Annotated in this window: 17 protein-coding genes; 11 read left to right on the top strand and 6 right to left on the bottom strand. The window is 71.2% G+C overall.

Annotated features, from left to right (window positions below; genetic code table 11):
* The first annotated feature begins 108 nt into the window (after window positions 1-108).
* From K318_RS0103580 to K318_RS0103540, 9 genes are all read left to right on the top strand, one after another.
* Window positions 109-3,183 carry a Na+/H+ antiporter subunit A gene (locus K318_RS0103580; RefSeq protein ID WP_035280229.1) on the top strand — a complete coding sequence of 1,025 codons (3,075 nt, stop codon included), beginning with the start codon at window positions 109-111 and terminating at the stop codon, window positions 3,181-3,183.
* A complete protein-coding gene (locus K318_RS24185) occupies window positions 3,180-3,920 on the top strand; it encodes a Na(+)/H(+) antiporter subunit C (RefSeq protein ID WP_084499585.1) in 741 nt (246 codons plus the stop codon). Before K318_RS0103580 ends, K318_RS24185 begins: the two co-directional genes overlap by 4 nt.
* Window positions 3,917-5,563: a Na+/H+ antiporter subunit D gene (locus K318_RS19125; RefSeq protein ID WP_051297441.1), complete on the top strand. Its 1,647-nt coding sequence runs from the start codon at window positions 3,917-3,919 to the stop codon at window positions 5,561-5,563. The genes K318_RS24185 and K318_RS19125 overlap by 4 nt, the downstream gene beginning before the upstream one ends.
* Window positions 5,563-6,204 (top strand): Na+/H+ antiporter subunit E, encoded by a 642-nt coding sequence (locus K318_RS0103565; RefSeq protein ID WP_029088466.1) that lies wholly within the window; start codon window positions 5,563-5,565, stop codon window positions 6,202-6,204. The genes K318_RS19125 and K318_RS0103565 overlap by 1 nt, the downstream gene beginning before the upstream one ends.
* Window positions 6,201-6,959 carry an MrpF/PhaF family protein gene (locus tag K318_RS24180; protein WP_084499584.1) on the top strand — a complete coding sequence of 253 codons (759 nt, stop codon included), beginning with the start codon at window positions 6,201-6,203 and terminating at the stop codon, window positions 6,957-6,959. Before K318_RS0103565 ends, K318_RS24180 begins: the two co-directional genes overlap by 4 nt.
* On the top strand, window positions 6,956-7,366 hold the full coding sequence (gene mnhG / locus K318_RS0103555; protein ID WP_029088465.1) for a monovalent cation/H(+) antiporter subunit G: 411 nt from the start codon (window positions 6,956-6,958) through the stop codon (window positions 7,364-7,366). The genes K318_RS24180 and mnhG overlap by 4 nt, the downstream gene beginning before the upstream one ends.
* Window positions 7,367-7,434: 68 nt before the next feature.
* Entirely contained in the window at window positions 7,435-8,199 is a 765-nt protein-coding gene (locus K318_RS0103550) for a response regulator transcription factor (RefSeq protein WP_029088464.1), read from the top strand.
* 4 nt (window positions 8,200-8,203) lie between these two features.
* On the top strand, window positions 8,204-10,024 hold the full coding sequence (locus K318_RS19115) for a sensor histidine kinase (RefSeq protein ID WP_084499582.1): 1,821 nt from the start codon (window positions 8,204-8,206) through the stop codon (window positions 10,022-10,024).
* On the top strand, window positions 10,024-10,959 hold the full coding sequence (locus tag K318_RS0103540; protein WP_029088463.1) for a hypothetical protein: 936 nt from the start codon (window positions 10,024-10,026) through the stop codon (window positions 10,957-10,959). The genes K318_RS19115 and K318_RS0103540 overlap by 1 nt, the downstream gene beginning before the upstream one ends.
* A 35-nt stretch (window positions 10,960-10,994) precedes the next feature.
* On the opposite strand, the gene K318_RS0103535 is transcribed toward K318_RS0103540, so the two are convergent.
* Window positions 10,995-11,765, bottom strand: a complete 771-nt coding sequence (locus tag K318_RS0103535) for an HpcH/HpaI aldolase family protein (protein WP_029088462.1) — start codon at window positions 11,763-11,765, stop codon at window positions 10,995-10,997.
* 67 nt (window positions 11,766-11,832) lie between these two features.
* Between K318_RS0103535 and K318_RS0103530 the strand changes: the two genes are divergently transcribed.
* Window positions 11,833-12,417 carry an isochorismatase family protein gene (locus K318_RS0103530; protein WP_029088461.1) on the top strand — a complete coding sequence of 195 codons (585 nt, stop codon included), beginning with the start codon at window positions 11,833-11,835 and terminating at the stop codon, window positions 12,415-12,417.
* A 267-nt stretch (window positions 12,418-12,684) separates the two neighbouring features.
* Here K318_RS0103530 and K318_RS0103525 read toward each other — a convergent pair whose 3' ends face one another.
* The 3 genes from K318_RS0103525 to K318_RS0103515 all read right to left on the bottom strand — a co-directional run bounded on the left by K318_RS0103525 (window position 12,685) and on the right by K318_RS0103515 (window position 16,087).
* Window positions 12,685-13,683 (bottom strand): glycine betaine ABC transporter substrate-binding protein, encoded by a 999-nt coding sequence (locus K318_RS0103525; RefSeq protein ID WP_029088460.1) that lies wholly within the window; start codon window positions 13,681-13,683, stop codon window positions 12,685-12,687.
* 94 nt (window positions 13,684-13,777) lie between these two features.
* Window positions 13,778-14,695 carry an ABC transporter permease gene (locus K318_RS0103520; protein ID WP_029088459.1) on the bottom strand — a complete coding sequence of 306 codons (918 nt, stop codon included), beginning with the start codon at window positions 14,693-14,695 and terminating at the stop codon, window positions 13,778-13,780.
* A gap of 3 nt (window positions 14,696-14,698) precedes the next feature.
* Window positions 14,699-16,087, bottom strand: a complete 1,389-nt coding sequence (locus K318_RS0103515; RefSeq protein ID WP_029088458.1) for a quaternary amine ABC transporter ATP-binding protein — start codon at window positions 16,085-16,087, stop codon at window positions 14,699-14,701.
* A gap of 547 nt (window positions 16,088-16,634) precedes the next feature.
* Between K318_RS0103515 and aroD the strand changes: the two genes are divergently transcribed.
* Entirely contained in the window at window positions 16,635-17,414 is a 780-nt protein-coding gene (gene aroD, locus K318_RS0103510; protein ID WP_029088457.1) for a type I 3-dehydroquinate dehydratase, read from the top strand.
* Window positions 17,415-17,575: 161 nt separating this feature from the next.
* Here the strand turns inward: aroD and K318_RS0103505 are convergent, their stop codons facing one another.
* Both K318_RS0103505 and K318_RS0103500 read right to left on the bottom strand, forming a co-directional pair.
* Complete coding sequence (locus tag K318_RS0103505; RefSeq protein ID WP_029088456.1) at window positions 17,576-17,872, bottom strand: DUF4235 domain-containing protein; 297 nt, start codon at window positions 17,870-17,872, stop codon at window positions 17,576-17,578.
* Between the two features lie 56 nt (window positions 17,873-17,928).
* Complete coding sequence (locus tag K318_RS0103500) at window positions 17,929-18,948, bottom strand: aminotransferase class IV (protein ID WP_035280560.1); 1,020 nt, start codon at window positions 18,946-18,948, stop codon at window positions 17,929-17,931.
* Between the last annotated feature and the right edge of the window lie 16 nt (window positions 18,949-18,964).

Genomic DNA, 18,964 nt, shown 5'->3' with positions numbered 1-18,964 from the left:
CTCCGCCGCAACTCGAAGACCACATTCCGAGACGGTGAATTGGGTGAGGGGCCGGCCCTGTGGAAAAATGATCCGCGGACGATGCCGCGGGACTGATGGGGTGAGCTGATGACAGTGCTGCTCGGAGCGACCTTCCTGGCGGCATTGGCTTCCCCCCTTCTCTTCCGGCTGCTGGGGCGCGGCGCCTTCCTCGCGCTCTCCCTCGTCCCCTTCGCCGGATTCGCCTATTCGCTGACCCTCCTGCCGGCCGTGCTCGGCGACGGCTTCGAGGCCCCTGTGGAGGAGCTGCGCTGGCTGCCGGCGCTGAACATGTCCCTGGCCGTGCGCATGGACTCGCTCGCCTGGATCTTCAGCCTCCTCGTCACCGCGGTGGGCGGCCTCGTGTTCGTCTACTGCGCCCGGTACTTCGATGCCGACGAGCCCAGGCTGGCGCGCTTCGGCGGTGTGCTCATGGCCTTCGTGGGCATGATGTACGGGCTCGTCGTCTCCGATGAGCTCCTCACCCTCTTCCTCTTCTGGGAGGGCACCACGGTGTTCTCCTTCCTGCTCATCGGCCAGTACGCGGGACGTCAGCAGTCCCGGCGCGCGGCCCTCCAGGCCCTCATCGTCACGACGGCGGGCGGGCTCACGATGTTCGTGGGCATGATCCTGCTCGGCATCCTCTACGGCACCGGCAGCATCCCGGAGATCCTCCGGATCGGCTTCGACGGGGATCCGCTCGTCGTCGTCGCGATCCTGCTCATGCTGGTAGGCGCGGTCTCGAAGTCCGCGCTCGTGCCCTTCCACTTCTGGCTCCCCGGTGCGATGGCCGCGCCCACCCCCGTGAGCGCCTACCTCCACGCCGCGGCGATGGTGAAGGCCGGCATCTATCTGGTGCTCCGCCTCGCGCCCGGCTTCGCGGACATGCCGCTGTGGCGCGAGGGGCTCGTGGCCCTGGGCCTGCTCACCATGCTCATGGGCGGCTGGCAGGCGCTCAGGGAGACGGACCTCAAGCTCATCCTCGCCTACGGCACCGTCTCGCAGCTGGGCTTCATGACGACGATGGCGTCCTTCGGCCACCGCGATGTCACGACGGCGGCCCTCGCGCTGCTGCTGGGCCACTCGATGTTCAAGGCGACGCTGTTCCTCGTCGTGGGCATCATCGACCACCGCGCCGGCACCCGCGATCTGCGCAAGCTCTCCGGCTACGGGCGCGCCTATCCTGTCGTGGCCGTCATGGGGATCATCGCGGCCGCGTCGATGTCCGGCCTGCCGCCGACGCTCGGCTTCATCGCGAAGGAGGCCGTGTACGGCACCCTGCTGGACCACGGCACCAAACTGGGCGTTATCGTCCTCATCGGCGTGTTCCTGGGCTCCGTCCTCACGGTCGCCTACTCCGCCCGCTTCGTCTGGGGCGCCTTCGCGCGCAAGCCCGGCGTCGAGGCCTTCGAGCGGACGCGGCCGGACAGCCCGCTGTTCCTCGCCGCCCCGGCCCTGCTCACCCTCGTGACGGTGGCGGGCGCCTTCGCCGCCCCCGCGGCGGACGGCGTCGTCGCCGCCTGGTCGGCCCACCTGCCCGTGGACCCGGGTGCAGCCGCGGCCGAGGCCGCCGAGGGGCCGCACCCCTACTACCTGGCGCTGTGGCACGGGTTCGAGCCGGCGCTGCTCATCTCCGCGCTCACCCTCGCAGCGGGCCTGACCCTGTTCGCGTTCCGCACGCAGGTGGGCCAGTTCCAGGCGACGCTGCCGGCGGGGATCGACTTCCGCGCCTCGTACCGGGCGAGCATCGAGGGGCTCGAGCGCCTCGCGGCCTTCGTCACCTCACGCACGCAGCGCGGCTCGATGCCCTTCTACCAGGGCGTCATCTACGTCTTCTCGCTCGGCGCGCTCGGCATCGCGCTCCTGTCCAACGACACCTGGCCGGGGAGCCTCGAGTTCGCGGACTCGCCGCTGCAGGTGTTCGTCGCGATCATCATGATCATCGCCTCCGTCGCGGCCACGCGCATCGACAAGCGCTTCGCCGCCGTCGTCATCGTGGGCGTGACGGGCTATGCGATGGTCGTGTTCTTCGCGCTCCAGGGCTCGCCGGACCTCGCGCTCACCCAGATCCTCGTCGAGTCCATCGTCCTCGTGGTGTTCGTGTTCGTCCTCCGGCGCCTGCCGGCACGGATCGGCAAGCAGGAGGGGCGCCTCAACCCGGCACTGCGCGCCGTCATCGCCGTGGTCTTCGGCCTCCTCATGGTGGTGGTCGCGCTCGTGGCCCTGGGCGCGCGCGGGCACAGCCCCATCTCGGAGCTCTTCCCCGCGCTCGCCTACGAGGGCGGCCACGGCTCGAACATCGTCAACGTCACCCTCGTGGACATCCGCGGCTGGGACACGATGGGCGAGCTCTCGGTCGTCATCGCCTGCGCCATCGGCGTCGCGAGCCTCGTGTTCGTCAGCGGGCACGGTGAGGCGATCCAGCGCATCCCGGAGGCGCCCACGGGCCGCCGGCGCTTCGGCGAGCCCGTCTTCGAGCCGGTCATGGCGCGCCGTGTGGGCGAGCCCGCGGACCCCGAGGCCGCCGCGCACCTCCAGAAGGAGCACGAGAGCCCGGAGGAGCGCAGGAACTCCTGGCTGCTGGCCGGCCGGACGCTCGCCCCGCACAACCGCTCGATCGTGCTGGAGGTCGCCGTCCGCCTCATGTTCCACGCCTTCCTCGTGTTCTCGATCTACCTGCTGTTCGCCGGGCACAACCTCCCGGGCGGAGGGTTCGCCGGCGGGCTCGTGGCGGGCCTGGCGTTCGTCATCCGCTACCTCGCGGGAGGCCGGTACGAGTACGCGGAGGCCGTCCGCCTCCAGCCCGGCCCCGTCATGGGCGTGGGCATGGTGCTGGCCGCGGGCACCGCGGTGGCCGGATACCTCTGGTCCGATGCCGCGCTGCAGTCGTTCTACGTCTCCACCGAGCTGCCGCTCCTGGGCTATGTGAGCTTCGGGTCCTCCACGATCTTCGACATCGGGGTGTACCTCGTCGTCATCGCGCTCATGGTGGGAGTGGTCCGCAGCCTCGGCGTGGAGGTCGACATCCAGCAGATGCGGGACGAGGACCGGATCGCGGAGCGGCTGCCGGACGCACAGGACACTGAGAGGGACAGGAGGATCCGCGCCCTCATGGGACGTGACCATCTGGATGTGGACGGATCTTCGGCAGGAGGTCGCCTGTGACACCTCCCATCGTCATGCTCGCGGCCATGGGCGTCATGTACGCCGCCGGCGTCTACCTCATGCTCGACCGCTCGCTCACGCGCGTGCTCCTGGGCTTCATGCTCGTGGGCAATGCGACCAATGTGCTCCTCCTGCTCGCCGGCGGGTCTCCCGGGAGCGCGCCGCTCGTGGAGGGGGACGATCTCAGCACGGAGGGGATGCTCGACCCGCTTCCGCAGGCCCTCATCCTCACCGCGATCGTCATCACCTTCAGCATCACCGCCTTCCTGCTCGCGATGATCTACCGGTCCTGGCGGTTCGTCCGCGACGAGTCCCTCCAGGACGATCTCGAGGACATCAGGCTCGCCCTCGCGCCGGGGACCGCGGCGAGCAGCGAGGCCGGCACGAGCGGCGAGTACGACGACACCGAGTTCGGCGACGAGGCCACGGACCCCGTGGAGGAGCATCCGCTCGATCTCGACCGCGATTCCACCCCGGCCGCGCGCGCCGCCGCCGTCAGCGAGGCCGCGACCGCCGCCGGCGGGCCCGAGGACGAGGCCGGTGAGGCGGTGCCCGAGGCGGCCTCGGCGGTGGGTGCGGGCCCCTCCCTGCCGGAGGAGTCGAAGCGGATGCCCGCCTCCGCGGGTCCGGAGGCGGGCGAGGACGGCGAGCTGGGGGCCTCCTCCGCGGAGGACCCCGCCGGGGCCGATGAAGAACCGCACGGCGGCCGAGACGATCAGGAAGGGGGACGGGCATGAGCGAGTACCTGGGACAGCTCCTCGCGCTGCCGGTGGTCCTGCCCCTGCTGGCGGCTGCAGCCACCCTCGTCTTCCAGCGGAATGCGCGCGCACAGCTCGTCATCACCGCGGTGGCGCTCACCGTCAACGCAGCGCTGTCCATCGTGCTGCTGATCGGCGTGGACTACCACGGCACGCAGGTGCTCGCCGTGGGCGGCTGGGCGCTGCCGTGGGGCATCGCGCTCGTGGCGGACCGGCTGGCGGTGCTCATGCTCGTGGTCTCCTCGATCGTGACGCTGGGCGTGTACATCTACGCCGCCGGTCAGGAGATGGCGGAGACGGAGCTGAGCGACGACACCCCCGTCTCGATCTTCAACCCCGCGTACCTCATCCTGTGCGCGGGCGTGTCCAATGCCTTCCTCGCCGGCGATCTCTTCAACCTCTACGTGGGCTTCGAGATGCTGCTCGCGGCCTCCTACGTCCTGCTGACCCTCGGGGCGACGACCGAGCGCATCCGCGCCGGCGTGACCTACATCGTCATCTCGCTCGTGTCCTCGGTCCTCTTCCTCTCCGCGATCGCCCTCATCTACGGGGCCACCGGCACAGTGAACATCGCCCAGCTCGCGGAGCGGATCAGCGAGCTGCCCGGCGACATCCAGCTGATCCTGCACATCAGCCTGCTCCTGGGCTTCGGCGTGAAGGCTGCCGTGTTCCCCCTGTCGTTCTGGCTGCCGGACTCCTATCCCACCGCACCGGCGCCGGTGACGGCCGTGTTCGCGGGTCTGCTGACGAAGGTGGGCATCTACGCGATCATCCGCACGGAGACGGTCCTGTTCGCGGCGCAGGATCTGCGGGTACCGCTGCTCGTCATCGCCGGACTCACCCTGCTCGTGGGCATCCTGGGTGCGATCGCGCAGTCGGACATCAAGCGCATGCTCTCGTTCACGCTCGTCTCCCACATCGGGTACATGCTGTTCGGGGTGGCCATGGGCACGGTCGAGGGCGTGCATGCGGCGATCTACTACACGCTCCACCACATCGTGGCGCAGACGGCCCTGTTCCTCGCCATCGGCCTCATCGAGATGCGGGGCGGCTCGACCTCGTTCCGGAAGCTCGGCGGCATGGCCACGCTCGCGCCCACCGTGAGCATCCTGTACCTCATCCCCGCGCTCAACCTCGCGGGTATCCCGCCGTTCTCCGGGTTCATCGGCAAGGTCGCGCTGTTCGATGCGGGATTCTCCACGCGCGACTGGCTCGTCGTGGTGCTCATCGTCGCCGGGACGCTCACCTCCCTGCTCACGCTCTACGTGATCGGCAAATCGTGGAACCTCGCCTTCTGGCGCGAGCCCGCGGACGCCGAGGAGCCCACCGAGGTGCTCGTGGAGGAGGCCGCACAGCGCCGGGAGCTCCTGCTCACGGGGCGGAAGTGGCGGCCGTCCGTGCGGATGCCGCAGCTCATGATCGGCGCGACCGCCTGCATGGTGGCGGTGTCCTGTATGCTCACCGTCCTCGCGGCTCCGCTGTGGGAGGTCTCGGGCCGGGCGGCTGAGAACCTGCGCGGGTCCCAGACCTACTCCTCCTCCGTGCTCGGCTCCGATCCGGCGCAGGGCGCGAGCGAGAGCCGCTCGGAGAAGGCCGGATCCGTCGAGGGAGGTGAGGGCTGATGCCCCAGCAGCGCCGTCGCAGACAGGGGATCGTCGAGTCCCTGCTCTACATCGCCGTGCTCATCGTGGTGTGGGTGTTCCTCTGGGACAGCGTGAGCGTGCTGACGGTGCTCACGGGGATCGTCGTGGCCCTGGGCGTGACCCGGGTGTTCTACCTGCCGCCCATCCAGCTCTCCGGCAGGATCAACGTGTTCTACGGTGCGTGGTTCGTCCTCTGGTTCTGCTCCCATGTGCTCTTCGCCTCCCTCCAGGTGGCGTGGCTGAGCTTCCGTCCCCGGCCGGTGGACGCCGGCTCCGTGGTCGCGGTGGACCTCGCGACCCGCTCGGACCTGCTCATCACGCTCGTGACGATGGTCAACGGCCTCATCCCCGGCTCGCTCGTGATCGAGATCGACAGGGCCCGCGCGGTGATCTTCGTCCACGTCCTCAACTGCGCCGAGGACGAGGAGATCGAGAAGGCCCGCGCGCAGACCCACAGGATCGAGCACCTGCTCATCTGCACCCTCGGCTCCCCGCACGACATCCAGGCGCTCAACGAGTACCGAGAGGAGCGCGGGCTCGCTCCGGTGCTCGAGAGCCGCACCATCAGGGCGCGGGCGCGCAGGGCCGCGCTCGCGCGCCGGACGAAGGAGCGCGCATGACCGTGAGCTTCGGCAATCTCGTGGGCGACTACGGCGCGGGGACGCTCATCACGGTGGCATCGGCGGTGGGCGTGGTCTTCGCCGCGGCCGCCGTCCTCGCTGTGGTGCGGATCATCAAGGGGCCCTCGATCCTCGACCGGATGATCGCGACGGACGTCCTGCTCGCGACGATCGCCTGCGCGCTCGGCAGCTTCGCCGCGGTGACCGGGCGCACCGACGTCCTGCCCGTCATGCTCGTGATCGCGATGTTCGGATTCGTGGGCTCGGTGGGCGTCTCCCGCTATGTGTCCCGTTCGGACATGCGGACCGCTCCGCGCTACCGGCGCGGCCGGCGCCGGGACGCGGGCGCGCTCGTCGTCACGGACGCAGTCACCACCCCCACCCAGCCCACTCCCACCCCGTCGAGTGAGCAGTTTCTGTCGGATTCGGACGCCGAAATCGACAGGAAGCGCTCACTCGGTGAGGAAGAAGCGGAAGAAGTCGATGATCTGCGGATCATAGGTCCGCAGGTCCCCGCCTCGGGCGCGGAGGCCGCGGAGCGCTACGAGACAGGGCATTCGGAACTCGAGCAGGCCGCCGCCGAGGTCAGGACCAGCGGCATGGCGCGCTCGGTTCCCGATGAACACCCGGCCGCCCAGGATCCTCCCCCGGGTGAGCGGTTTCTGTCGGATTCGGACGCGGAAACCGACAGGAAGCGCTCACTCGGTGAGGACGAGCCTGAGGGAGAAGCAGACGAGGGGAGCGATCGGCGATGATCCAGGATATTGTCACGCTGGGCCTGATCGTGGGCGCGGGGCTGCTGTCGCTCGCGGCGGCGGTGGGCGCCCTGCGGTTCCCGGACCTGCTCTCGCGCATGCACGCGGGCTCGAAGCCGCAGCTCTTCGGCCTCGTGATGGTCATGTTCGCGGTGACGGTGCAGGTGTTCCACTGGGGGCCCATCTCGACGATGCTGCTCATCGTGCTGTTCCAGCTCTTCACGGTGCCGGTGGCCGCGCACATGGTGGGACGATCCGGCTATCGGACCAAGCACCTGCGGCGGTCTATGCTGTATCGCGACGAGCTGTCCGAGGCCGTCGCCCGCGCCCAGGCCCGTGAGGTCGCCGAGCGCGAGCGCGGGGACCGGGATCGGACCGACGACGGGAAGAACACCGCACAGGGCTGAGGTCCGCGGGAGCCGTGCCACGGCGGGCGGCGCCGCGGACTCCGAACGAAGGCGAGGCTGGACGCCCCATGACGAGCCAACCACCGGGCAGACCGCAGGCCGCCGGCGCCGAGGCGCCGCTGGTCCTCGTCGCCGATGACGAACCGGATGTCCTGGGCGCGGTCGTGCCCTTCCTGCAGCGCTCCGGCTTCCGCGTCATCGCCGCCGCCGACGGCATGCTCGCCCTCGACGAGATCCGCCGCCACCGGCCCGATGCCTGCGTCCTCGACGTGCTCATGCCGGGAGCCGACGGCCGCGAGGTCCTGCGGACCCTGCGTCGCGAGGAGAACTGGGTACCGGTCGTCCTGCTCACGCAGGTGGGTGAGGCGGTGGAGCGGGCGATGGCGCTCGAGGAGGGTGCCGACGACTACCTCAACAAGCCCTTCGATCCCCATGAGCTGGTGGCCCGCGTGCGCGCGGTGCTGCGCCGGACCCGGACGGGCGGGCCGCCCCTGGCCAATGCCCCTGTCCTCGTCTCGACCTTCGGGCTGCGGCTCGATCGCGTGGGGCGGCGCGCGTGGCTGGGCGAGCGGGAGCTCGTCATCACCCCCAAGGGGCTGACTCTGCTCGAGTACCTCATGGTGCATCAGGGCGAGGCGGTCGAGCGGTCCCGGCTGCTCGAGGTGCTGTGGGGCTTCGACGACGTCGTGGGCACACGCGCCGTCGATTCGCGCGTGGCGGAGCTGCGGCGGGTGCTCGGTGAGGATGCCGCGGATCCGCGGTGGATCGCCACGGTGCCGGGCAGCGGATACAGGTTCGTCGCAGAGGTCAAGGGCGCGGACGCGCTGAGGTGAGGGCATGAGCGACTACATCGTCTTCGAGATCAGGGCCTGGTTCCTGCTGGTGCTCGTGCTCGCGGTGCTCGCCGCGGCGGCCGTGGGCGCATGGCTGCTGTGGCGGTGGATCGGGAAGCGGCGGGAGCAGGCCGAGGCGTGGGCCCGGGAGCAGGCCGAGACCGAGGCCACGGCCCGGCGCAACCGCATGCTCGTGCGCCTGGACCACGAGCTGAAGAACCCGCTCACGGCCCTGCGCACCTCGGTGGCCACGGTGCGCGCGGCGGCGGACGATGAGCACCCGGATCCCGGTGTCATCGGACCGGCGGTGCGCCAGATCGACTCGTCCGCGAGGCGGGTGGCCCGGCTGCTCGCAGATCTGCGGAAGCTCGCGGACGTCGAGACCCGCGCGATCGCCTTCCAGCGCATCGACATGGACCGGCTGATCCACCAGGCCGTCGAGGATGCGAGGACCGCGCCGGGGGCCGAGGACCGCATGATCGTCGCGACGGTCGCCCGCGCACCGTGGAAGCTGCCCGAGGTGGCGGGTGAGGAGGACCTGCTGCTGTCGGCGATCCTCAACCTCCTCGGCAATGCGATCAAGTACTCCGCGGACACGGACACGGTGGAGCTGAGGGCGAACGAGCAGATCATCGACCATCATCGCTGGGTGGTCGTCGAGGTCGCGGACACCGGCTCCGGGATCCCCGTGGACGAGCAGTCGCGGGTGTGGGACGAGCTGCAGCGCGGGTCGAAGGTGCGCGCCGTGGCCGGATCCGGCATGGGGCTCTCGCTCGTGCGGGCGATCATCGCCCGGCACGGAGGCACCGTCGAGCTGTTCAGCCAGGAGGGCGTGGGCACCTCCGTGCGCATGGTCCTGCCGGTCATGGGCGATGCCCCTCGGAACGAGCAGGGCGGGGCCCAGGTGCCCGGCGCGGACATGGCACAGGTGGCCGCGGGTTCGCGGGCCGTGCAGCCGTTCCAGGGCCAGAAGGGGCAGGGCGGGGCGCCCCGGTTCCTGCCGCCGCGCGAGCCCAGTCAGGACGAGCGCCGGTTCATGGGCACACCCCGCCGGGGCTCCCGTCGCCGGATCCAGAACATCGACGGGGAGCTCGTGGACACGAGCACGGGCGAATCGTTCGGCGGCGGTGCGGGCGCGGGCAGCTCAGGTGCTGCGGGTGCTGCGGTAGCCGGTGGACCTGCGGGGGCCGGCGGGGCTGCAGGGGATTCGGGGCCCTACCGCCGCTTCAAGCCGCCCGCGACCGCGTCGCCGGGCACGCAGGCGCCCGGCGGCCAGGGAGGCCAGTCACGCGGTGGCCAGGCACAGGAGCCGCAGGTCGGGCAGCCCGCGCACGCGGGGCCCGGACCGCACGGAGCCGGGGCTGCGGGGAGTGCGCAGGCGGGCTCTGGACCGCAGGCAGCGCAAGGTGGCCATGCGGGCACCGGACCGCAGGCCGGGCAGTCCGCGCATCCGGGCGCGGCATCCGGATCGCAACCGGTTCCTCCGCAGGGGTTCGTGCCGCAGGCGAGGCAGGATTCTGCGCACCAGGTGTCCCCGCAGGGTTCCGCACGGCAGGGACATGGGCAGGGCCATGGGCACGGCAGCGCCTCGCAATGGCCTTCCCCTCAGCCGGGCTTCCACCAGCCTGCAGAGGGTTCCGTGCCCGCGTACGGCTCGCAGCGGCCTGCGCCGCAGCCGAGCCCCCAGCAGCCCGGACAGCAGGGCGGGCAGACGCCGGGGCAACCTGGACCTGGCCAGCCTGAACCCGGCCAGTCCGCACCCGGGCAGTGGGGACCCGGGCAGTCCGGCGAGCTGCGCCGTCCCCGCCCCGAGGAGCCGCGCTGATGCATCGCACGGAGGACGGGGAGCGCCGCCGAGGACGAGGTGCGGGCACGCATACGGCACTGCAGGCAGACGCTCGCACGGCGGGGCAACCGGGCACCCGCACAGCAGTACAGGCTGACGCCGACACGGCAGCGCAGACAGGTGCGCACGCAGCAGAGCGGGCGGACACGCGCGCAGCCCGGAGGCGCGCGCTGCGGAGGCTCGCGGCGGGAGGTGCGGCGGCCTCGGCGGCGGTGCTGCTGGCCGGCTGCGGACTGGTGGGCGTGCGCACGGCGGAGGAGGCGGGAGGCCCCCTGCGGATCAGCACGCAGCCGACGCAGGGCCCCGCCCCCGAGGTCACCGAACCCACTGGGCCGGATGTCGAGGGGCTCGTGCAGACGCGGCTGAATCTGGGCTCCACGTGCCCGGCCCGGGTGTCGCTGTACGTGCCCGACGACTGGCACGGGACCACGAGCGGCAGCTCCTACTACGCGCAGCCGCTGGACGCGGGCTTCGAGTCCGCGGGCGTGAACGTGTACTGCAGCGAGGCGTTCGGGAGCTCGCCCTCCGAGGGGGTCAACAGCGCGCGGTCGTACCAGTTCAGCGATGAGACGACCGAGGTGCTGGCGGAGCGGACCGCGCAGGTGGGCGAGGGGTACTCCTGGGCGTACCAGGCGCTCCTCGGCGAGGAGGAGATCATGCACCAGGGCGCGCCCACCATGACGGTGGGCGCCGTGGTGGACTACCCCATCTCGGGCAAGGTCTACGATGTGCGCATCGCATACACGTTCGCCGCCGATGACGCGCAGGCCTTCGAATACGCCACCGCCGCGCTGTCCCACCTCGAGGTGGAGGGCGGCGCCGTCGCTGCCCCCGAATGGCACACCGATGACGCGGGAGCGGGAGACGCCGCTGACGCCGGGGACGCCGGGACAGCAGACGCAGGGGACGGCTGAGCGCGCCGCGCTCGTGAGGCAGGGGCCCGGGCGGCTCAGCGCTCCCGGAGCGCGCGGATCTCGCCGCCGAGCCCCTGCGTGTACGCGGAGACGTCCGCCGCGGCGGAGATGACGGTGTAGCCCATGTCGAGGGCCGCGACGGCCAGTTCGCGGCCCGGCGAGAAGATGCCCGCGGCCTTGCCCGCGGCCCGCGCGGCCTCTGCGACGGTGCGCAGAGCCTCCAGGAGCTCCGGCGCGTCCCATCGCCCCGGCACGTCCAGGTTGGTCGAGAGGTCGAGCGGGCCCACGAACAGCACGTCCACGCCGTCCACGGAGGCGATCTCCGCCGCTGCCGCGACCGCCTCGGGCGTCTCGATCTGCGGGAGGAACACGGTGGAGGCGTTGGCCTCGGCCTGCGCCGTTGCCGCGTCCCCGCCGCGGTAGAGGTCGTGCGCGATCCCGAAGGCGGAGCCGCGCACGCCCATGGGCGGGAACTTCATCCAGGAGACGATCTCGCGCGCCTGCTCGGCCGTGTCCACCCAGGGCATCATGATGCCCTCCGCGCCTGCGTCGAGCGCCGTGGTCACGAGGTCCTTCTGCGGTCCCGCGACACGCACGAACGAGGCGATCGGCTCCCTGCGCGACACCGCGAGCGAGGCGCGCACGGCGTCGAGCGACCAGCCCGTGTGCTCGAGGTCGTAGAGGATCCAGTCTGCCCCGGCGCGCGCGGTGAGGGCGCCGATGCCCGGCGTCGCGAACTCGAGGGTGAAGGTGCCCAGCTGCGGGGTGCCCGCGGCCAGTGCGGTGCGGAAGCTCTCAGTCGTCATCGTGCCACGATAGCGGCGGCGGGCGGGCCGCGAGCCGCCGGTTCTCGATCCGTGGGATGCTGGGGGCATGGACGCTCTGCTTCTCATCGACACCGCCGCGCCGGCCTTCCCCGCCGCGCCCCCGCAGCCGCTCGCCGACCTCATCGCCCGGGCCAGGAACGTGGGCGGGGTCGTCGTCCACATCGCTGGCAGCGCCGCGGCAGGGGATGCCGAGGATGCCGCTCCGGACGGTGCCGCTGGAGCCGAGGGCGGCTCCGACACCGCCGCGGCGGATGCGCCTGCCGCGGACACCGCGGCTGAGCCGGACGAGGAGGAGGCGACCGGTCCCGCCGCTCCCGTCATCGACTCCGTGTTCGGCACGGGCGAGGACGAGCTCGTGCTCGTCACCGTGAACGCGGACGCCTTCGAGGGCATCGAGGAGCTGGCCCCCGGCCTCGGCGATCTGGGGGTCAATCGCGTCATCGTCGCGGGCGGGGACGCCCGCGGGGCCGTTCAGGAGACGGCGATGGCCGCCCTCGTGCTCGGCTTCGAGGTCATCCTGCTCGCCGACGGCGTCTTCGCCGGTGACGGGGAGCAGGTCGGTTGGCTGCCCGAGGCCGAGGCCGCCGGTGCGGTCGTCAAGGCCTCCGGCGATGTGTGGCTCAAGATGTGAGCCGAGAGGCGCCGGACGCCTGGAGGCAGCCGGGCGCCTGAAGGCAGCCGCACGCCGGCCGCGACTGCCGAGCGCCGGCCACCGCGCGCACAGGGGACGGGCCCGGAACCTCATGGTTCCGGGCCCGTCCCGTTCACGCAGCCGCCGAGAGGGCCGCCCCTGGGCACTCACCCCGCTCGTGCGAGGCGCCTGCCGGCCGGAGCGGATCGTCCGCCTGCCGAGGCGGAGTGCTCCCTCCCCGGCGGCTCACCCCGGCAGGGGGCTCACTCAGGCGAGCGCGCCCGCCTTCCAGTCGTCGACGAACTGCTGGTTCTCACCGGCCCATTCCGCGACGGCCTCCTCGAGGTCCTCGCCGCCGTAGTTCTCCTCGGAGAACATGACGTTCTCCAGGCTGGCGAGGTGCTCGTCGTCGAGGACGAGGTTCTTCAGCAGCTGGGTCACCTGCGGGTTGTCCTCACCGAATCCGGTGCGGGCGAAGTTGTAGATGATCTCCGCCTCGCCCATGGCGCCCTCGGGGTCCTCGAGGTCGCGCATGGGGAACGCATCGTAGGCCCAGTGCGGCCGCCACAGGGTCACGGCCACGTTCTCGCCGGCATCCGTGGAGGACTGGACCTGGGCCAGCATCGCCGGGGTCGAGGAGATGGCGAACTCCCAGCCGGCGGCGTCCAGGCCGTAGGTCGGGATCGCCTCGTCCTCGGTCACGCGGGTGAGGCCCGCCCCGGCCTCGATGCCGTAGAGGGTGTTGCCGTACTCATCGCCCATCTCCGCGAGATCCGCGATGGTCTGAGCGGGGGAGTCCTCGTTCACGGCGATGGTGAGCTTGGCATTGTCGTACCAGCAGCCTGCCGCTTCCATGTTGTCGCCGTGCTGGGCGATGTAGTCCTCGTGCGTGACGGGCAGCCAGCCGTCCATGACGAAGTCGATGTCGCCCTGTGCCACAGCGGTGAACGCCGGGCCGGCGTCGAAGGCCTCGACGGAGACGGTGTAGCCCTCCTCCTCGAGCACGTACTCGGTGAGGTGCGCGGCGGCGAAGGACTCGTCCCAGCCGTTGAACGCGCCGATCGTGATCTCCTTGTTCTCGTCATCGGCGAGGCTCGCCTCCGCGGACTCCTGGCCCGGGGTGCAGTCCGCCCAGTCGGTGCCGCCCTCCTCCGCGGCGGGCTCCTCGGCCTGCTGCTGGCCGGCCTCGGTCTCGCCGCAGGCCGTCAGCGCGAGCGCGCTGACGGCGAGGGCACCGGTGAGAGTCATGAGCTTGCGGGTCTTCATAGTGAAGGCCTCCTTCTCTTTCTCCTTGGTTGAGGTCTGTGTCCGTCCCGCTGGGGTGGGCTCTGCGCCTTTCGAACGCCGCGGAGCCCACTGGTCAGCGTGAGGCGCGCTTGGCACGCTCGAGCGGGGTCTTGTTGCCCAGGCCGCCGGTCACCCGGTCGAGGTAGACGGCCAGCAGCACCACCGCGAGGCCGGATTCGATGCCGACGCCCACGTTCAGGCGGCTGATGGCGCCCACGACCTCGCCGCCGAGGCCGCCGGAGCCGGCCATGCCGGCCAGCACCACCATGGACAGCGCCAGCATGATGACCTGGTTGATGCCGGCCATGATGGTGGGCATCGCCAGCGGCAGCTGGATCTTGCGCAGGATGTGACCGGAGGTGGCGCCGAAGGCCTGGCCGGCCTCGACCGTCTCCTTGTCCACACCCCGGATGCCGAGCTCCGTGAGGCGCACGCCGGGTGGGAGGGCGAAGATGATCGTCGCGATCGCACCGGGCACGATGCCCACGCTGAACATCACGATGGCGGGGACCAGGTAGGCCAGGGCCGGCATCGCCTGCATGAGGTCGAGCACCGGCTTGACGACGGTCGAGACGACGGTGGAGCGCGAGGCCCAGATGCCCAGCGGGATCGCGATGAGCAGGGCGAACACCACGGCCACGACGACCATCGCGAGCGTGGACATCGCGTTCTCCCACTGGCCGAGGGCGTAGATCACGTAGAACCCGATGACCGTGAAGACCGCGACCTTCCAGTTCGCCGCCGCCCAGGCGATGCCGGCGAAGAGGAGGATCATCACGAGGATGAGCACGGCCTTCATGATCGAGGAGTCCGCGATCGTCCCGTTGTCCACGAGGATCTTGGGGAACGCGAACACCTGGAACAGGAAGTTGTACAGGCCCTGCAGGACGGTTGTGATCAGTCCGAGCAGCCAGCCGAAGACGTTCTCGATCCAGGTGATGAGCGAATCGGCCCAGCTGCCGAGCGGGATGCGCGGGAAGAGGAACCACATGGCTCAGGCTCCCTTCTGGTCGTCGGAGGTGGGGGCTCCGGCCTCACCGGCGGGAGGGCCCTCGGGCGCGTCCTCCTCGCCGTTGACGGAGGCCGCGATGCCCGGTTTGGCATCCGGGGCTCCGGCCTCGGACGCACGGGACTCGTCCGTGACCTCGTCCTGCGGCTCCACGGTGGAGGGCAGGAGGCTCACGGCGGGCATCTCACCGGTCTCGGGGCTGAGCTGCCCCATCGAGTCGAGCAGCGCCACGCGCGGCACGATGCCCAGCAGCCGGTTGTCGTCGTCCACCACGGCCAGCGGCACGCGGGCGGTCGAGGACGGTGCGAACAGCTCGGAGATCGGAGTGTCCGGCTTGACGGTGAGGATGCCCTCGGTCTCCGTGATGTCCGTGAGGGTGTCGACGCCCTCACGCGCGGCCCGGACCACGGCGCGGTCGGAGACCGTGCCCATGAGGTGCCGGGTGCGGTCGACCACGAAGAGGCCCGTGACCCGCTCGCGCTCGAACAGCCGCATCGCGTACCGCGGGCCCGCGGTGTGCGCGACGACTGCCTGCGTGTCGCGCATGATCGAGGATGCGGTGAGCACGCGCGTGCGGTCGACGTCCTGGACGAAGTTCGCCACGTACTCGTCGGCCGGGCGCGTGAGGATGTCCTCGGAGTCGCCGATCTGTGCAATGCGCCCGTCGCGCATGACCGCGATGCGGTCGCCCAGGTACATGGCCTCGTTGAGGTCGTGGGTGATGAAGACGATGGTCTTGTTGAGCTTGGACTGCAGCTCGACGAGCTGCACCTGCATCTCGCGGCGGATGAGGGGGTCGAGTGCGGAGAACGCCTCGTCCATGAGGAGGACGTCCGTCTCCGCGGCGAGCGCGCGGGCCAGGCCCACGCGCTGCTGCATGCCGCCCGAGAGCTGGCCGGGGTACTTGTCACCCCAACCGCCCAGGCCCACCGTGTCGAGCCAGGAATCTGCTCTCTCCAGGCGCTCCTTGGTCGCCACGTCCTGCAGCTCCAGGCCGTAGGCCGCATTCTCGCGGACCGTCCGGTGGGGGAGCAGGGCGAAGTGCTGGAACACCATCGAGATGTGATCGCGGCGCACCTGCCTCAGCTGGCTTCCGCTCATCTTGCTGATGTCGTTGCCGACGATCTCCATCGAGCCGTCGGAGGCGTCCCACAGCCCGTTGATCATGCGGATGAGGGTGGACTTGCCCGAGCCGGAGAGGCCCATGACGACGAAGATCTCCCCCTCGTCCACCTCGAAGCTCGCGTCGATGACCGCTGCCGTGCCCAGCTCGGCAAGATCCTTGCGGTCCTCACCTGCCTTGAGGCGTCTGACTACTTCTTTCTCATGCCGGCCGAAGACCTTGTAGACATGAGATGCGCGGACTACTGCCACGGTGGCCGTATCCTTTCCTGTTGACTGCTGCGGCCGCGGCCGCGCCGCCGCCGGGTCCTCACAGGACTGCGCGGCGGGGCGCTGCTGTCGGTCCGTCGGTCTCTTCTCCGTCAACCTCCGTCGGTGAATCACGGGCTGCGCCGGAGGCGGTCCTCACGACGCCCGGCAGCGGGGCGCGGTCGCCCTTTCTTGTGACGAGCTTAACGTCGCCCCTGTGGATCATCCTGTTGACATCCTGTGGAGTGTTGTCCGTGATCTGTGTACAGTCCTGTGTACCTGTGTCGTGACCTGCGTAAACGTGCCCTGTGAGGGTGTTACGGGATCGTGATCGGCGTGGGGCGTTTCGCCAGGGACGCCACAGGCGGAGCACAGCTTCGCGGCCGGCGCGGCCGGTGTCTCACAGGGGGAGTTGATGTGGTCCGGGCACCCGTCCGCGGAGACGCCCGTTCGGCTCGCCCTGCTGTCCGGCGGGAGGGGCGGACCCCTCTTCTGCGGAGTCCGCGCGCGGCCGGTCCCGGCGCGGGGCCGGCCGGTAGAGTGCGGGGGCATGAGAGCACTCCCCTTCGCGCCCCATGCCGCCCCCGCGATCATCGTCCCGCTGGTGGGGCGCAGCGTCGAGGCCGTCGCGGAGCAGGCCGCCGCGGCGGGTTCCGAGGCCGGGGTCGATGTGCTGGAATGGCGCGTCGATGCGCTGCTGGCCGGTCAGGAGGCGTGGGGAACGGGCTCCTCCCGCGCGGCGCAGGCCGTGGTGGAGGGCTTCGAGGCCGTGTCGGTGCCGGGTCTGCCGGTGCTGGCGACGTTCCGCAGCGAGCTGGAGGGCGGGGAGTGTCCGGCCGAGGTCTACTTCGAGCTCGTCGCCGCCGTCATGGGGGTGGAGGCGCCGGGGCGCGACGGCGGGCCGGTCGCCCCCGCAGCCGTCGACGTCGAGATCGCCCGGGACGGTGCGCTCGACCTCATCGGGGCCGCACGGGAGCTGGGCGTCCCGGTCGTCGCCTCGGCGCACATGTGGGAGAGCACTCCGCCCGAGGAGGAGATCCGCGCGCAGCTGGCCCGGATGGCCGCGGCCGGTGCAGCCGTCGCGAAGATCGCGGTGATGCCGCGGACGATGGACGACGTCTTCTCCCTCATGCGGGCCGTCCATGCCGCGGCCGAGGCGCTCCCCGTCCCCGTCATCGGGATCGCGATGGGGGAGCTGGGGCGGCTCACCCGGCTGTGCGGCGCGGAGTTCGGCTCGGCCGCGACCTTCGCCTCCGTGGGCGAGGGCTCGGCGCCCGGACAGCTGAGCGCGGCGCAGGTGGCGGCTGTCCGCGCGGCCCTGGGGGGCTGAGACACGGCGGCCCGGTCACAGGGCACCGCGCCTCGGCTGCCCGCCGGCCGTTCCGCTCCACAGCGGCACCCCCGCCTGCGGCAGGCGCGGGCGCCGTGCGGCTGTGTGCGGCACCCGCAGCGCAGCTTCGAGGCGCGCGGCGGGACGCCCGCCCCTGCGGCTCAGACCTCTTCCGCATGCGCGAGGCGCAGCTTCTTCGGCAGCGCTTCATCGCCGAACCGGCTGCGCACGGCACGGGCGGCATAGCGCTGCACCGTCAGCTGGACGACGGCGATGCCGACGCCGGAGACGACGGTCCACGCGATCGCCTCGCCCAGGCCCACCTCCTCGTCGCTGGGGTTCATGGGGACGGGCCGCTTGGTCGACTTCTCCCACACGGTGCCCAGGACCTTGCGGGTGGCGATCGCCGCGAGGGCGGCACCGCCGGTGCCCAGGATCTGCCAGGCGAGCTTGTTCATGGGTGACTCCTTCGAGGGGTTCGGCGAGCAGGTGTGGTGCTGTTCTCAGCCTAGCGTCAGCGGGCGCGGATCCAGGAGTGCATGCGCGCGGTGAGATCGCCGGGGTCGGCGAGTGCGGTCCCGTCGAGCTCGTGGATCGGCACGGCGGTGCGGACCGACGAGACCATCCACGCACCATCGGCGCCGAGGACGTCCTCGACTCGCAGATCCGCATACGCGGTCTCGAAGCCCTCGGCCTCGGCGCCTGCGAAGACCGCCCGCTGCGTGGTGCCGTGGAGGAGCCCTGCGCGGGGGTCGGGGGTGAGCAGGGTGCCGCCGCGCCGGATGACGATGTTGGAGTTGGGGCCCTCGAGCACGATCCCGTCGTGGGAGACGAACAGCGCCTCGTGCGCACCGCGGGCGCGCGCCTCGCGAGCGGCGGCCTCATTCACGGCATAGGACAGGGTCTTCGCGCCCACCAGCAGCCACGGGGCGCTCTCGCCCACATAGGCGGGGTAGCCTCGGTCCATCGTGACGGCCCGGATCCCCTCGGTGCGCTGGGCCTGCTGTGCCGGCGTCACGGAGATCGAGAACACCCAGCCGTGGGCTCCGGCAGGAGTGCCCGCCGCCGAGTGCGCATCGGCGTCGGCGTGCGAATCGAGCCCGCGGGACATGGCATAGCGCACGGCGAATTCGAGCTGTGCCGCGTGCGGGTCCGCGGCGGGCTCTGCAGCTCCGGCTGGTGCAGTCGTTCCGGCCGGTGCGGAGGTGCGCGGATCGCCGCCCGCATGCTCCGATGCGGGGGCGAGGCCGCCGAGGGTGTCCTCGACGACGGAGCTCACTGCCTTGTCGAAGAGCTCACGGCTGGGCTCGGGCAGGTCCAGCGCCCGTGCGGACCGGAGGAAGCGGGCGAAGTGGAGATCGGCGCCGTGGATGTGCGCGGTGCCCGTGGCCGGGTCCACGGAGACGAGCGCGGTCTCGAAGATCCCCTCGCCGCGGTGGACGGTCAGGTCCTCGACGGGGAGCCGGGCGCCGGAGAGTTCGCCCCGTGTGACGGAGCCGGTCTCGAAGTCGATGAGTGCGAGCGCATAGGGCATGGCGGTCATTCTATTC

Source organism: Brevibacterium album DSM 18261 (assembly GCF_000426445.1).
In the GTDB taxonomy this organism is placed as follows: Bacteria; Actinomycetota; Actinomycetes; order Actinomycetales; family Brevibacteriaceae; genus Brevibacterium; species Brevibacterium album.
Note: the sequence above shows the minus strand (reverse complement) of the source record. Positions and strands in the feature narration are given on the sequence as shown.

Excerpts from the sequence above, each read along its gene's own strand:
- K318_RS0103550 (WP_029088464.1), top strand. The coding sequence starts at position 7,435 with ATGACGAGCCAACCACCGGGCAGACCGCAGGCCGCCGGCGCCGAGGCG.
- K318_RS24180 (WP_084499584.1), top strand. The coding sequence starts at position 6,201 with ATGACCGTGAGCTTCGGCAATCTCGTGGGCGACTACGGCGCGGGGACG.
- K318_RS0103520 (WP_029088459.1), bottom strand. The coding sequence starts at position 14,695 with ATGTGGTTCCTCTTCCCGCGCATCCCGCTCGGCAGCTGGGCCGATTCG.
- K318_RS19125 (WP_051297441.1), top strand. The coding sequence starts at position 3,917 with ATGAGCGAGTACCTGGGACAGCTCCTCGCGCTGCCGGTGGTCCTGCCC.
- K318_RS0103525 (WP_029088460.1), bottom strand. The coding sequence starts at position 13,683 with ATGAAGACCCGCAAGCTCATGACTCTCACCGGTGCCCTCGCCGTCAGC.
- K318_RS19115 (WP_084499582.1), top strand. The coding sequence starts at position 8,204 with ATGAGCGACTACATCGTCTTCGAGATCAGGGCCTGGTTCCTGCTGGTG.
- K318_RS0103530 (WP_029088461.1), top strand. The coding sequence starts at position 11,833 with ATGGACGCTCTGCTTCTCATCGACACCGCCGCGCCGGCCTTCCCCGCC.
- K318_RS0103505 (WP_029088456.1), bottom strand. The coding sequence starts at position 17,872 with ATGAACAAGCTCGCCTGGCAGATCCTGGGCACCGGCGGTGCCGCCCTC.
- K318_RS0103500 (WP_035280560.1), bottom strand. The coding sequence starts at position 18,948 with ATGCCCTATGCGCTCGCACTCATCGACTTCGAGACCGGCTCCGTCACA.
- aroD (WP_029088457.1), top strand. The coding sequence starts at position 16,635 with ATGAGAGCACTCCCCTTCGCGCCCCATGCCGCCCCCGCGATCATCGTC.
- K318_RS0103540 (WP_029088463.1), top strand. The coding sequence starts at position 10,024 with ATGCATCGCACGGAGGACGGGGAGCGCCGCCGAGGACGAGGTGCGGGC.
- K318_RS0103580 (WP_035280229.1), top strand. The coding sequence starts at position 109 with ATGACAGTGCTGCTCGGAGCGACCTTCCTGGCGGCATTGGCTTCCCCC.
- K318_RS0103535 (WP_029088462.1), bottom strand. The coding sequence starts at position 11,765 with ATGACGACTGAGAGCTTCCGCACCGCACTGGCCGCGGGCACCCCGCAG.
- K318_RS0103565 (WP_029088466.1), top strand. The coding sequence starts at position 5,563 with ATGCCCCAGCAGCGCCGTCGCAGACAGGGGATCGTCGAGTCCCTGCTC.
- mnhG (WP_029088465.1), top strand. The coding sequence starts at position 6,956 with ATGATCCAGGATATTGTCACGCTGGGCCTGATCGTGGGCGCGGGGCTG.